Source organism: Microbacterium forte, assembly GCF_031885415.1.
In the GTDB taxonomy this organism is placed as follows: domain Bacteria; phylum Actinomycetota; class Actinomycetes; order Actinomycetales; family Microbacteriaceae; genus Microbacterium; species Microbacterium forte.
In genome coordinates this window covers 2,007,935-2,020,950 of the sequence record NZ_CP116871.1, presented here as the reverse complement: position 1 = coordinate 2,020,950, position 13,016 = coordinate 2,007,935, and the positions used below count along the sequence as shown (strand labels likewise).

General features: G+C 69.2%; 15 protein-coding genes. 7 read left to right on the top strand and 8 right to left on the bottom strand.

The window, feature by feature from the left end; all coding sequences use genetic code 11:
- The first annotated feature begins 2 nt into the window (after positions 1 to 2).
- Positions 3 to 632, top strand: a complete 630-nt coding sequence (locus OB895_RS09660; protein WP_042538081.1) for a superoxide dismutase — start codon at positions 3 to 5, stop codon at positions 630 to 632.
- Positions 633 to 752: 120 nt separating this feature from the next.
- Here OB895_RS09660 and OB895_RS09655 read toward each other — a convergent pair whose 3' ends face one another.
- Complete coding sequence (locus tag OB895_RS09655; protein ID WP_079112123.1) at positions 753 to 1,160, bottom strand: arsenate reductase ArsC; 408 nt, start codon at positions 1,158 to 1,160, stop codon at positions 753 to 755.
- Positions 1,157 to 2,494: an FAD-dependent oxidoreductase gene (locus OB895_RS09650; RefSeq protein WP_079112124.1), complete on the bottom strand. Its 1,338-nt coding sequence runs from the start codon at positions 2,492 to 2,494 to the stop codon at positions 1,157 to 1,159. Before OB895_RS09650 ends, OB895_RS09655 begins: the two co-directional genes overlap by 4 nt.
- 83 nt (positions 2,495 to 2,577) lie before the next feature.
- Here OB895_RS09650 and OB895_RS09645 point away from each other — a divergent pair, with 83 nt between their 5' ends.
- From OB895_RS09645 to nhaA, 3 genes are all read left to right on the top strand, one after another.
- Positions 2,578 to 2,919 carry an ArsR/SmtB family transcription factor gene (locus OB895_RS09645; RefSeq protein WP_079112125.1) on the top strand — a complete coding sequence of 114 codons (342 nt, stop codon included), beginning with the start codon at positions 2,578 to 2,580 and terminating at the stop codon, positions 2,917 to 2,919.
- 32 nt (positions 2,920 to 2,951) lie between these two features.
- Complete coding sequence (locus OB895_RS09640) at positions 2,952 to 3,125, top strand: hypothetical protein (RefSeq protein ID WP_164481681.1); 174 nt, start codon at positions 2,952 to 2,954, stop codon at positions 3,123 to 3,125.
- A gap of 64 nt (positions 3,126 to 3,189) precedes the next feature.
- Positions 3,190 to 4,455, top strand: coding sequence for a Na+/H+ antiporter NhaA (nhaA, locus tag OB895_RS09635; RefSeq protein ID WP_052492858.1), 1,266 nt, complete (start codon positions 3,190 to 3,192; stop codon positions 4,453 to 4,455).
- Positions 4,456 to 4,489: 34 nt separating this feature from the next.
- On the opposite strand, the gene OB895_RS09630 is transcribed toward nhaA, so the two are convergent.
- Both OB895_RS09630 and OB895_RS09625 read right to left on the bottom strand, forming a co-directional pair.
- The gene (locus OB895_RS09630; RefSeq protein ID WP_079112126.1) at positions 4,490 to 5,497 is read right to left on the bottom strand and encodes a LacI family DNA-binding transcriptional regulator; all 1,008 of its coding nucleotides are present in this window, start codon (positions 5,495 to 5,497) and stop codon (positions 4,490 to 4,492) included.
- Positions 5,498 to 5,566: 69 nt separating this feature from the next.
- Entirely contained in the window at positions 5,567 to 7,228 is a 1,662-nt protein-coding gene (locus OB895_RS09625) for a glycoside hydrolase family 13 protein (RefSeq protein ID WP_079112127.1), read from the bottom strand.
- A gap of 138 nt (positions 7,229 to 7,366) precedes the next feature.
- Between OB895_RS09625 and OB895_RS09620 the strand changes: the two genes are divergently transcribed.
- Positions 7,367 to 7,795 carry a DUF1761 domain-containing protein gene (locus OB895_RS09620; RefSeq protein WP_079112128.1) on the top strand — a complete coding sequence of 143 codons (429 nt, stop codon included), beginning with the start codon at positions 7,367 to 7,369 and terminating at the stop codon, positions 7,793 to 7,795.
- Here the strand turns inward: OB895_RS09620 and OB895_RS09615 are convergent.
- Entirely contained in the window at positions 7,792 to 8,241 is a 450-nt protein-coding gene (locus tag OB895_RS09615; protein WP_079112129.1) for a VOC family protein, read from the bottom strand. The two genes, OB895_RS09620 and OB895_RS09615, sit on opposite strands and share 4 nt — an antisense overlap.
- Positions 8,242 to 8,434: 193 nt before the next feature.
- Here OB895_RS09615 and OB895_RS09610 point away from each other — a divergent pair, with 193 nt between their 5' ends.
- The gene (locus OB895_RS09610) at positions 8,435 to 9,664 is read left to right on the top strand and encodes a hypothetical protein (protein ID WP_311877050.1); all 1,230 of its coding nucleotides are present in this window, start codon (positions 8,435 to 8,437) and stop codon (positions 9,662 to 9,664) included.
- A gap of 239 nt (positions 9,665 to 9,903) precedes the next feature.
- On the opposite strand, the gene purQ is transcribed toward OB895_RS09610, so the two are convergent.
- The 3 genes from purQ to OB895_RS09595 form a co-directional block, all read right to left on the bottom strand.
- Positions 9,904 to 10,611: a phosphoribosylformylglycinamidine synthase subunit PurQ gene (purQ, locus tag OB895_RS09605; RefSeq protein ID WP_042538067.1), complete on the bottom strand. Its 708-nt coding sequence runs from the start codon at positions 10,609 to 10,611 to the stop codon at positions 9,904 to 9,906.
- A complete protein-coding gene (gene purS / locus OB895_RS09600; RefSeq protein ID WP_079112131.1) occupies positions 10,608 to 10,856 on the bottom strand; it encodes a phosphoribosylformylglycinamidine synthase subunit PurS in 249 nt (82 codons plus the stop codon). Before purS ends, purQ begins: the two co-directional genes overlap by 4 nt.
- A 144-nt stretch (positions 10,857 to 11,000) precedes the next feature.
- Positions 11,001 to 11,531: an adenine phosphoribosyltransferase gene (locus OB895_RS09595; protein WP_042538063.1), complete on the bottom strand. Its 531-nt coding sequence runs from the start codon at positions 11,529 to 11,531 to the stop codon at positions 11,001 to 11,003.
- A 157-nt stretch (positions 11,532 to 11,688) separates the two neighbouring features.
- Here OB895_RS09595 and OB895_RS09590 point away from each other — a divergent pair, with 157 nt between their 5' ends.
- A complete protein-coding gene (locus OB895_RS09590; protein WP_042538061.1) occupies positions 11,689 to 12,996 on the top strand; it encodes an ABC transporter substrate-binding protein in 1,308 nt (435 codons plus the stop codon).
- The last annotated feature ends 20 nt before the right edge of the window (positions 12,997 to 13,016 follow it).

Genomic DNA, 13,016 nt, shown 5'->3' with positions numbered 1-13,016 from the left:
GCATGACCTCTGCGTACACCCTCCCCGAGCTGCCGTACGACTACTCGGCTCTCGCCCCGCACATCTCGGGCAAGATCATGGAGCTGCACCACTCGAAGCACCACCAGGCCTACGTGACCGGTGCCAACACCGCGCTCGAGCAGCTGGCCGCAGCCCGCGACTCGAACGACTTCGCCGCGGTCAACAAGCTCGAGAAGGACCTCGCCTTCAACCTCGGCGGTCACATCAACCACTCGGTGTTCTGGGAGAACCTCTCGCCCGACGGCGGCGGCAACCCCGAGGGCGAGCTCGAGGCGGCACTGACCGACGCGTTCGGCTCGATCGACGCCTTCCGCGCGCACTTCACGGCGACCGCACTCGGCGTGCAGGGCTCGGGCTGGGCCGTGCTCGCGTGGGACAGCGTCGGAGCGCGACCTGTCATCTTCCAGCTGTTCGACCAGCAGGGCAACGCCCCGCTCGGCGTCACCCCGCTGCTGCAGCTCGACGTCTGGGAGCACGCCTACTACCTCGACTACCTCAACGTGCGCGCCGACTACGTCAAGGCGTTCTGGGAGCTCGTCAACTGGTCCGACGTGCAGCGTCGGTTCCAGGCCGTGCAGGAGAAGACGCAGGGCCTCATCGTCGCCCGCTGAGTCGCCTGCTGATCCGTCCCCGTCCCTGCCTTCGGGAGGAGATCTCGTCTTCGGGAGGAGGATGTCGCAGCGTCCGTCCTCCCGAAGCGCAGTTCTCCTCCCGAGGCGCAGGGGTCGGGGTCAGGCCAGCAGTTCGCCCGCGAGCGTCTCGATGCGGCGGCGGATCTCGTCACGGATCGGACGCACGGAGTCGATGCCCCGGCCGGCCGGGTCGTCGAGCTTCCAGTCCTCGTAGCGCTTGCCCGGGAAGAACGGGCAGGCGTCGCCGCATCCCATCGTGATGACGACGTCGGATGCCTGTACGGCCTCGGTCGTGAGCACCTTGGGCTGCTCGGCGGTGATGTCGATGCCGAGCTCGCCCATCGCCTCGACCGCGACCGGGTTGATCTGCTCGGCGGGCATGGAACCGGCGGATCGCACCTCGATGCGGTCTCCGGCGAACTCGCGCAGGAAGCCTGCGGCCATCTGCGAGCGTCCGGCGTTGTGCACGCACACGAACAGGACGGAGGGCTTGGTGGTGGTCGTCATGATGTCTCCAGGGTAAGCGAGCGTGCGGGCTCGGGCGACGGCGACGGAATCCTGCCGATCTGGAGCACACTCGGTGCGGCGCAGCAGCTTGCACCATCCGCTTCACCGAAGTCTCCCGATCCGCCGCAGACGCCGGTGTCAGGGAGGACGAGCTCAGTGCGGGCCGCGGCCTCGTGATCTCCGGCCAGGTGTGCGGCGACGCTGCGCACCTGCTCGTACCCCGTCAGCGCGAGGAACGTCGGTGCGCGGCCGTACGACTTCGCGCCGACGATGAAGAGCCCGGGCTCCGGTTGTGCGAGCTCGCGTGCGCCGGTCGCCGACACCGATCCGCACGAGTGGATGTTCGGATCGATCTCTGCGGCGATGCCGGCGACGGCCTCGAGGGAGGTGTCGAGGTCGATGCGCAGCTCCCGCAGGATGCCGGTGTCCGGACGGAAGCCGGTCAGCGCGAAGACCCGTCCGACAGCCGCCACCTCGCGTCCGTCCTCGGCGACGATCGTCATGCCGTCGCCCCCGGCGCGGAACTCCGCGACGCGGAACCCCGTGACCAGCTCGACCACGCCCGTGTCGATGACCTTGCGGGCGCGAGCGCCCAGTGCGGCGCGCTCCGGCAGCTCGTCGCCACTGCCGCCGCCGAAGACGTTCGCGGCGCTGCCGCGGCGCAGCAGCCAGGTCACCCGGGTTCCCGGTGCGCGGCGAGCCAGCTCGCTCAGGCGCAGCACCGCATGGGTGGCGGAGTGCCCCGCTCCGACGACGACGACGTGCTCGCCGGCGAGCTCCGCCACGTCGGCCGGGACGCGATACGAGATGAGATCGGATGCCGCCCGCTCGCCGACCGCCGGGAAGCCGTCGGCGCCTGCCGGATTCGGCATGCCCCACGTGCCGCTCGCATCGACGACGGCACGGGCGAGGATGCGGGACTCGACACCGTCGACGTCGACGGTGTGCACGACGAACGGCGAACTCCTGCGCCCGGCGTCGACGACCTTGTCGCGCCCCTGGCGTGCGACTCCCGTGACGGTCGTCGCGTAGCGGATGCGGCCTCCCAGGGCGCCCGCGAGCGGCGCCAGGTAGTCGCTCACCCACTCCGCCCCGGTCGGGTAGCCCGACGCAGGAGCGCTCCACCCCGTCGGCTCGAGCAGGCGACGGGCGGCCGAGTCGGTCAGTTCCGGCCATGCCGAGAACAGGCGCACATGCCCCCACTCCGAGACGGCGCTCGCAGCCCCCTGCCCTCGTTCGACCACCACGACGTCTTCACCGCGTTCGACCAGATGTGCCGCTGCGGCGAGGCCCTGCGGCCCCGCTCCGATCACCACGACGGGCAGTTCAGACATCGCATCCCCTCAGATTGAAAATCATCGATATGAAAAGCGTCGCTCACGTATCGAAGAATGTCAATACGTGAGAGGATGGTCGCATGACGCTTCCGGTGACGATCGAGCAGACCGCCTGCTGCACCCCGGGCACCGCAGCCGGGCTGCCGGTCGCCGAGGCCGAGCGCATCGCGCACCTCTTCAAAGCACTCGGAGACCCCACGCGCATCCGCCTGCTCTCGCTCATCTCGTCGGCGGAGGGCGGCGAGGCCTGCATCTGCGATCTCACCGCCCCGGTCGGCCTCTCGCAGGGCACCGTCTCGCACCACATGAAGCTCCTGGCCGACGCCGGACTCGTCACTCGCGAGCAGCGCGGCAAGTGGGCGTATTTCTCTCTCGCCGACGGCGCGCTCGACGCGGCCGGAGAAGCGCTGCGACGCGTCTGAGTCGGTCAGGCACACCCCGATAGGCTTGCTCCATGGCCCTTCTCTCGATCGCCGGCTCGACGCGCGCTCCGCATGAGCTGCGTTCGGCGACCCCGATGAGGAAGTCGATGCGCGTCGTCATGCACCCGGGCACGAATGGCTGGACCAGCGTCTGGGGCACACTCTCGCACGGTGAGATCGCGGGCTGCCCGCCGCCACGCGACTAGACCACGCCTCGATGGGGTGTGGTCTTCCGCGCCGTTCACCCCTTCTCTCGCGTGAGGTCTCTTCGTGTCCACTTCTCCTTCCCGTCCCCGTCTCCGCCTGGCTCCGCACGAGCTGTGGCGCGGCATCCGGAACAACGCCCGCAGCGACGTCCTCGGTGGCTCGCTCCTGCTCGCCGCCACCGTCGCCGCGCTGATCCTCGCCAACACCTCCGCGGTGTCGTGGTACGAGTCCGTGCGCGACTTCACCTTCGGCATCCCCGCGCTGCACCTCGACCTCAGCATCGGCGCCTGGGCGGCCGACGGCCTGCTGGCGATCTTCTTCTTCGTCGTCGGTCTCGAGCTGAAGGAGGAGTTCGTCACCGGTCGCCTGCGCGACCCCCGCCAGGCCGCGCTGCCGATCGCCGCGGCCGTCGGCGGAGTGATCGTGCCCGCGGTCATCTTCGCCGTCATCAACGCCGGCGACGGTGACGCCCTGCGCGGCTGGGCCATCCCGACCGCGACGGACATCGCGTTCGCCGTGGCCGTGATCGCCGTGGTGGGCAGGTTCCTGCCGCCCGCTCTGCGCGTCTTCCTGCTGACTCTCGCCATCATCGACGACCTCATCGCCATCACGATCATCGCCACGTTCTACACCGACACGATCAGCTTCCCGTGGCTCACGCTCGCCCTGCTTCCGCTCGCCGGATTCGCCCTCCTCGTGCAGAAGGGTGTTCGAGCGTGGTGGATCCTGCTGCCCCTCGCCGTAGCGGTCTGGGTCTGCATCCACGCCGCAGGGATCCACGCCACGGTCGCCGGCGTGCTGCTGGGCTTCGTCGTGCCCGTCGTGCCGACCGAGCGTGCCAGGGTCCCACGGGGAGTGGATGCCGACGGCGAGCCGGTGTACGACGGTCTGGCCCCGCACTTCGCCGATCGGTGGGGCGTCGTGGCGACGCTGTTCGCCGTGCCGGTCTTCGCCTTCTTCGCGGCCGGAGTCACCATCGGCGGTGTCGAGGGGCTGCGGTCGGCTCTCACCGACCCGATCGCGATCGGAATCATCGTCGGACTCGTCTTGGGCAAACCGATCGGGATCCTCGCGACCACCTTCCTGCTCAGCCGCGTGCCGGCGCTGCGCCTCGACGAGACGCTGCGCTGGCCCGACCTGACCGGCATGGCCTTCCTCGCGGGGATCGGATTCACCGTCTCCCTGCTGGTCGGCGAGCTCGCCTACGGGTCGAGTTCGATCGCCGACGAGCACGTCAAGATCGGCGTGCTGCTGGGGTCCCTCATCGCGGCGGTCATCGGCGGCAGCATCCTCGCGCGGCGGAATGCCGTGGCGCGACGCGCGCGATGACGACGAGAGTATGCCCGTCGCGGGGCCAGCGCGATCAGACCAGGCGCGCGGTCGTTCCTCGGACGTTCAGCTCATAGGGGAGCTCTGCGGGTATGCCCGCGGCCTCTCCGTCGGCGAGCTTGGCGAGCACGGCATCCGCCGCGCGCTCACCCTGACCCAGCGGGAACTGGTCGACCGTGCTGAGCCGGAAGAACTCGCCGAGCTCATGGCCGTCGATGCCCACGATCGAGAGGTCGTCCGGCACGGCGAAGCCGAGGTCGCGGGCGGCGAGGATCGCACCGATGGCCATCTCGTCGGATGCCGCGAACACGGCGGTGGGCCGGGGGCCCGGGCGGCCGAGCAGCTGCTTCGCCGCGCGGTATCCGCCCTCGACGGTGAAGTCGGCCGGTTCGAGGAAGGCGGGGTTCAGGGGGATTCCGGCCTTCGCCAGTGCCTTCTCGAACCCCAGGCGACGGTTCGTCGGGATGTGGAAGTCGATGTCGAACTCGGGGTTCGCGCCGATGTGGGCGATGTCATGGTGCCCGAGACCGATCAGGTGCTCTGTGGCGAGCTGCGCGACGGCCACGTCGTCGACCGTCAGCGTGTCGAGCTTCGGATTCGGGCCGCCGATCGCGATCACCGGCAGCCCGAGGTCGAGCAGGTGCTGCGTCTCGTCGGCGTCGAGCTCGATCGACACCGCGATCACGGCGTCGACCCGCTGCCGCCGCAGGAACGTGTCGAACACGTGGCGGCGCACGTCCTTGTCGGCGGTGATGTTGTAGAGGGTGATGTCGTAGCCCTCGCGCATCAGCGCCGACGACACCCCCGACAGCACGGTGCTGAAGAACCAGCGGTCGAGAAAGGGCACCACCACGCCGATGTTGCGGGTGCGACCCGACGCCAGGCTCGAGGCTCGAGACGAGACCACGTATCCGAGCGTCGCCGCCGCCTCCTGCACGCGTTGGCGAGCAGACTCCGACACGTGGCCTCGGCCGCTCAGAGCGCGCGAGACCGTCGCGGTCGAGACGCCGGCGAGCCGGGCGACCTCATCGATGCTCGCCATGGGGATTCCTCTCTGAGTCGGTGGGGCCGCGGCATCCCCATCGGATGCCGCGGCCCCACCGTGTCCGGCTTACGCCGTGGTGTACCAGACGGCCGTGTCGACCGGCACAGCGCCGCCGTCGAACAGCTGGCTCTGCAGGATCACGAACGCGTCGGCGGGCAGCGGGATCGGCTCGGTGCCCAGGTTCGCGAGCACGTGCACGTCGCCGCGGCGGAATGCCACCGCATCCGCTCCGGCGTCCGCCCACACCAGCGAGCCGCTGCCGAAGCCGTACTCCCGGCGTCCGGCGAGCAGGCGCTTGTAGAGCGCGAGCGTCGACGAGGGGTCGACCTCCTCGACATCCCGCGAGTACGATGCCCAGTCGGCCGGCTGCGGCAGCCACGACGCGCCGGTCTCGTTGAAGCCGAACGCCGGAGCATCCGCCTCCCACGGCAGCGGCACGCGGCATCCGTCTCGTCCGTAGCGCTCGCCGTTCGTGCGGAACCACGTCGGGTCCTGACGGAACGCGTCGGGGATCTCCATCGCCTCGGGCAGGCCGAGCTCTTCGCCCTGATAGAGGTAGGCGGAGCCGGGGAGGGCGAGCATCACGGTCGTCGCCGCGCGGGCGCGGGCGAGTCCGATCGCGGTGTCGGGCTTGTGCGGGGTGTTCGGACCGATGCCCTCACCCTGCGGGTTCTCGGCGGTCAGTGCGAGGCGCGAGGCGTGGCGCACGACATCGTGGTTCGACAGCACCCAGGTGCTCGGAGCACCGACCGCACCGAACGCGTCGAGGGATTCGCGGATGACGTCGCCGAGAGCCTTCGCGTCCCACTCGGTCATCAGGTACGGGAAGTTGAACGTCTGGTGCATCTCGTCGGGGCGCACCCACAGAGCAGTCTGCTTCAGCGTCGGCATCCAGGCCTCGCCGCACAGTGCGCGATCGCCGTCGTACTCGGCGAGCACCTTGTGCCAGTCGCGGTAGATCTCGTGCACGCCGTCCTGCCCCCAGTACGGCACGTCGTCCTCGCCGCCGCCCATCGAGTCGGCGTCGGCCGGCGGGGTGTAGTCGGGCAGGCCCTCGGCCTTGATCATGCCGTGAGCCACGTCGACGCGGAAGCCGTCGACGCCGCGGTCGAGCCAGAAGCGGAGGATGGAGCGGAACTCCTCGCGCACCTCTTCGTTGTTCCAGTCGAAGTCGGGCTGCGTGGGGTCGAAGATGTGCAGATACCACTGGCCGGGAGTGCCGTCGGCCTCGGTGATGCGCTCCCACATGCCGCCGCCGAAGACGGATTCCCAGTTGTTGGGGGGCAGCTCGCCGTTCTCGCCCTTGCCGTCGCGGAAGATGTACCGTGCTCGCTCGGGGCTGCCGGGAGCCGCCTTCAGCGCCTCCTGGAACCAGGCGTGCTGAGCAGACGAGTGGTTCGGGACCAGGTCGACGACGACGCGGATGCCGCGGGCGTGCGCCTCGTCGAGCATGGTGTCGAAGTCGTCGAGCGTGCCGAAGAGCGGGTCGACGTCGCGGTAGTCGGCCACGTCGTATCCCGCGTCACGCTGCGGGCTCGTCATGAACGGGCTCAGCCAGATCGCGTCGACGCCGAGCTCCTTCAGGGAGTCGAGCCGGCTGGTGATGCCGGGCAGGTCGCCGATGCCGTCACCAGAGGCGTCGGCGAACGAACGAGGGTAGATCTGGTAGATGACCGCGCTGCGCCACCACTCGGAACCGGGGGCTGCGATCTGCTCAAGCTGTGCCATGGGATCAGATTAGTGCAAACGCTTGCAGGTCTGCCACCATTGCGATCGAATCGTTTCGGCAACGCGATATTCCACGCCGCTCCACAGCGACTTGCAGCCCGGGAGTAGGCTTCGGGCATCCGACGACTGGAGGCTGTCATGGTTCCCGAGATCAACTACTGGGCGGTTCTGCTCGCGACCGCGTCGAGCATGGTCGTCGGCACGATCTGGTACTCCCCGAAGGTGTTCGGCACGCGCTGGTCGAAGCTCGCGAACGTCGACATGGATCGCCCGGGCTCGAGCGCGACGATGGCGATCATCACCACCGTGTTCGTGAGCTTCGCGACGGCCTGGGTGCTGGCCGGAGCCTCCGCCATCGCGTGGCACTTCTACGACGGGTCGTTCTTCTGGGCGGCCGTCGTCACCGGTGTGCTGCTGTGGGCCGGATTCACCGCCGCGCGGTTCATCACCCACGATGCGTTCGAGGGGCGCCCGACAGCGCTGACCACCATGAACATCGCCCACGAGCTCGTCACGATCGTGGTCATGGCGCTGATCATCGGCGTCTGGCCGCCTGCGCTCGGCTAGCCCGCTGGGGCATCCTTCGTGAGGTCCTGCGCGAGCATCACGAGGATCCCGCTCGGGCCACGCAGGTAGGTGAGCTTGTAGACGTCCTGGTAGTTCGCGACTCCCCGCAGGGGCCGGAATCCATGCCGGGCGGCGATGGCCAGGGACTCGTCGATGTCGTCCACCGAGAACGCCACCCGGTGCATCCCGATCTCGTTCGGCAGCGTGGGCTCGGTCTCGATCGCGTCGGGGTGGATGTACTCGAACAGCTCGAGCTGACCGTGGCCGTCCGGTGTCTGCAGCACGGCGATCTTCGCATGATTGCCGTCGAGGCCGACTGCGGTGTCGGCCCACTCTCCGCTGACCTCGTCGCGGCCGAGCACGGTGAGGCCGAGATCGGTGAAGAAGTCGATGGTCGCGTCGAGGTCGCGCACGGCGATGCCGACGTTCTCCAGTGTGATGGGCATGCGTCGGATGCTACTCGCGAGCGCGACACGCCGGATGAGGCGAAGACTAGACCTTCGCCCCTTCCGCTCGGACTTCTTGGTATGCCAGCATTTTGCACGTGGCCTCCTGGTCGCTCGCGGGTCGTGCACTCGAACCGCGGTCCACACCGAGGGGGTCTTGATGTCGGGTTCGTCGCGTCGATCGGCTCCGTGGATGATCGCCGCCGCGCTCATCGCCGCCGCCCTGGTCGCGGGCGCGACGACCGCAGCCTCGGGTGATGGCCCCGCCGACGCTCCGACCGCCGACGTCGCCTCCGACCCCACGCTCTCCGTCGCCCTGGCCTACGAGTTCCTCGATGCCCGTGTCGACGAGTTCTGCGACGGTGCCGGGCAGTGCCTCCCTCGCAGCTACGAGGGAGGGTTCTTCACCGACCTGCCGACGTGGGACTTCACTCCGTCCTTCGTCTACGACGACGCACTCGTCGTGATCGCGTACACCGCCAGGGGCCTGCCGGACGACATCCGCCGGGCGCAGACCATCGGCGACACCCTGCTCTTCGTGCAGGCGAACGATCCGATCGGCGACGGGCGAGTCCGCACGTCGTACGAACCCCACGGCATCCGACAGGGGCGCGTCGAGATCACCGGCCCGGGCACCTTCACGGGCAATCAGGCGTGGGCGGGCATGGCGCTCGCGCGTCTCTTCCACGCGACCGGCGAGTCGAAGTACCTCGACGGAGCCGTGCGGATCGCCGACTGGATCCAGACCAACACCGCCGACATGGCGCGGGCCCCCTTCGGCTATACGGGGGGTCAGCTCGAGAACGGCTCTTCGCTGGAGTGGAAGTCCACCGAGCACAACACCGATATCGCCGGCTTCTTCACGCAGCTGGCCCAGCTGACCGGCGACCCCGTGTGGGCCGACAGAGCGGCGGTGGCCACGGCATTCGTCGCCGCGATGCAGAGCGCAGACGGTCACGTCGACACCGGCACGCTGCTCGACGGGTCGACCACGAACGTCTATCCGGTGCCGCTCGACGCCCAGACCTGGACGCTGCTCGGCACGGGTGACCCGCGGTACGGTGCGGCTGTCGACTGGGCGCTCGCGAACCTCATGGCCACCGACGGGCCGTACACCGGCCCGTCCATCAGCCACGTCGACACCTCCAAGGTGTGGTTCGAGGGCAGCGGACACCTGGCACTGGCCCTGAAGCTGAGGGACGGAGCGGGCGACGCCGACCGCGCGGAGGCGCTGCTGAGCAGCATCCGACTCGGCCAGCGCGACGCGGCGAACGGAGACGGCAAGGGCATCGTGGCGACGTCGACCGACGGCCTGGATTCCGGCTTCGGCGACCTCTACTACGCCAGCCTGCACACCGGCGCGACGGCCTGGTACCTGCTCGCGGCCGCGGGGGACAACCCCTTCAGCCTTCCCGCCGACTGATCGGCGACTCCCGCCGGACGCGATTGCGATTGCGATTGCGAGGTCAGTTTCGCTTTTCCAGACCGATGCGGAGTCAAAAAGGCATCCGATTCGGTCGTTTCCGATGCGGAATCGACCCCGGCTGTGTGCGGGGTGCGGAATCGACCCCGGGTAGGGGTGCGGATGCCGCGTCGACCGGCCCCGGCCCTGGCGGGCTGCTGACCGGCGCGCCCGCGTGCCCCTCGGTGCTCAGGCGGTGCTTACGCGGCGACGCGCACGACCGCGGCGACCGCGCTCGTGAAGAAGTCGAGTCCGTCGAGGCCCGAGCGCATGGCGGCCGAGGTGTCGGGACCGAAGCCGGCCTCGGTGGCGTGCTCGGGGTGCGGCATGAGCCCCACGACGTTGCCCGCCTCGTTGGTGAGTCCGGCGATGTCGCGCAGCGATCCGTTGGGGTTGACGCCCGCATAGCGGAAGGCCACGAGACCCTCGCCCTCGAGACGGTCGAGCGTCTCTTCGTCGGCGATGTAGCCGCCGTCGGCGTTCTTCAGCGGGATCGTGATCTCCTGGCCGGTGCGGAAGCGGTTCGTCCACGCCGTGTCGGAGTTCTCGACGATGAGCTTCTGGTCGCGACGCACGAAGTGCTGGTGGTCGTTGCGGATCAGGCCGCCGGGCAGCAGGTGCGCCTCGACGAGCATCTGGAAGCCGTTGCAGATGCCGAGGATCGGCATGCCCTTGGCGGCTGCGTCCTTGACCTCGCTCATGATCGGCGACAGCGCGGCGATCGCTCCGGCGCGCAGGTAGTCGCCGTAGCTGAAGCCACCGGGCAGCACCAGGGCATCGACGCCTTCGAGGTCGTGCGAACCGTGCCAGAGGGCGACGGGCTCGGCGCCGGCGATGCGCACGGCGCGCTGAGCGTCGCGGTCGTCGAGCGAGCCGGGGAAGGTGATGACGCCGATGCGGACGCTCACTCAGCGACCTCGATGCCCACGACGTCTTCGATCACGGAGTTGGAGAGCACCTCGTCGGCGATGCGACGGGCCTCGGCGAGGATCTCGTCGGTGACCTCGCCCTCGACGGTGAGCTCGAAGCGCTTGCCGATGCGGACATCGGTGAAGCCCTCGACGCCCAGACGGGAGAATGCGCCAGAGACGGCCTTCCCCTGCGGGTCGAGCAGTTCGGGCTTGGGCATGACGTCGACGACGATGGTGGGCATGTGGATCCTCCTGGCGGCCGCAGGCCGCAGCTATCGGTCGTTGAGCGACGAGCGCAGCGAGGAGTCGAAACGCGGGAGTCGCGGGCGGACGGGCGCGACCAGTCTACCGGCTCGCGGAAGGCGCCTTGAGCGAGAGCGCGAGCGTCAGGCGTGGAAGACGGTGTGCAGGTCTCCGATGGCCTCGCGGCCGCCCAGGCCGTCGATCTCGAACAGCACCGAGATCCCGACGACGTGGCTGCCGAGGCGCTCCACGAGCTCGCGTCCTGCGGCGAGCGTGCCACCCGTGGCGAGCACGTCGTCGATCAGGAGCACTCGGGATCCTGCGGGCAGGTCGTCGTGCATCTCGATCGTCGCCGTGCCGTACTCGAGCGCGTAGTCGACGGATGCCGCGGGCCGGGGCAGCTTGCCGGCCTTGCGGATCGGGATGAGTCCCACGCCGGCGGCGATGGCGGCCGCCCCGGCGAGGATGAACCCCCGCGCCTCGATGCCCGCGACCACGTCGAACTGCCCTGCGAACGGCGCGATGATCGCGTCGGTCGTGGCCTGAAGCGCCTCGGCGTCGGCGAGCAGCGGCGTGATGTCGCGGAAGATGATCCCCGCCTCCGGGTAGTCCGGGATGCTGCGGATCAGCGATTCGGCGCGGACGAGGGCGGGGGAGAGTTCGGTGTCGGGCACCGGTCAAGGGTACGCCAACGCGAGGGCTTGACATTCGTGGGAGCGCTCCCATAGAGTCTCTCATCAATGCGTGGGAGCGCTCCCACGAGGGTTCCGCGCATTGCCCCGACGCACCACACGCACCACCACCGCACGACCCACCACAAAGGAGTGAACTGTGAACACACGTGCCCGCAAGCGGATCCTGACGGCAGCAGCCGTCGCATCCGTCTCTGCCCTGGCCCTCGCCGGCTGCGCCTCTGCCGACTCGGGAGACAGCGCCACCGGTGACGAGAAGGTCACGCTGACCGTCACGACGTTCGGCACCTTCGGATACGACGACCTCTACGACGAGTACGAGAAGGCGAACCCGAACGTCACGATCGAGGCGACCAACATCGACACCGGCGGCAACGCCCGCACCGACGCGTTCACGAAGATCGCGGCAGGCTCGGGCCTGAGCGACGTCGTGGCGATCGAGGAGGGCTGGCTCGGCGCCATCATGGACGTCTCCGACACCTTCGTCGACCTGCGCGACTACGGCATCGAAGACCGCAAGGCCGACTGGGTCGACTGGAAGTACGGACAGGCGACCGATGCCGAGGGCCGCGTGATCGGCTACGGCACCGACATCGGCCCGAGCGGCATCTGCTACAACGGCGCAGCCTTCGAGGCAGCAGGACTCCCGAGCGACCGCGAGTCGGTGGCCGAGCTGCTGAACGGCGACTGGGAGAACTACTTCGCGGTGGGTGCCGAGTACACGGCGAAGACCGGCAAGGCCTGGTACGACCACTCCGGCTTCGTCTGGAACGCGATGGTCAACCAGCTCGACGAGGGCTACTACACCTCCGATGGCGAGCTCAACGTCGAGGACAACGCCGAGCTCAAGGAGCGCTTCGAACTGCTCGGCTCCGCGACCGAGGGCGGCCAGTCCGCCGCGCAGACCGCATGGGACTGGAACGGCGGCAAGTCGTTCGTCGACGGCACCTTCGCCACGTTCGTCTGCCCCGGCTGGATGCTCGGAGTCGTGCAGGGTCAGGTCGAGGCCGGAGGCGGCGACGCATCGACCGGCTGGGACTTCGCCGACGTGTTCCCCGGCGGAGCAGCCAACTGGGGCGGCGCCTTCCTGTCGATCCCCGAGAGCTCCGAGCACAAGGAAGCCGCGGCCGACCTGGCCGACTGGCTGACGCAGCCCGAGCAGCAGGTCAAGCAGTCCGCCGCCGCGGGCAACTTCCCCTCCACCGTCGAGGCGCAGGAGACGCTCTCCGCAGAGGCGACGCCGAACGCGTTCTTCAACGACGCGCCCACCGGCGCCATCCTCGCCGAGCGTGCGAAGGGTGTCGTGGCGCAGTTCAAGGGCGCCGACGACTCGGTGATCCAGGAGAACGTCTTCGGTCCGGCCCTCAGCGGCCTCGACCGCGGCGAGACCGACACCCAGGGCGCCTGGGATGCCGCGGTCAAGCTCCTGAACGAGCTGGTCGACTGACCCTCCGGTCGTTGAGCGAG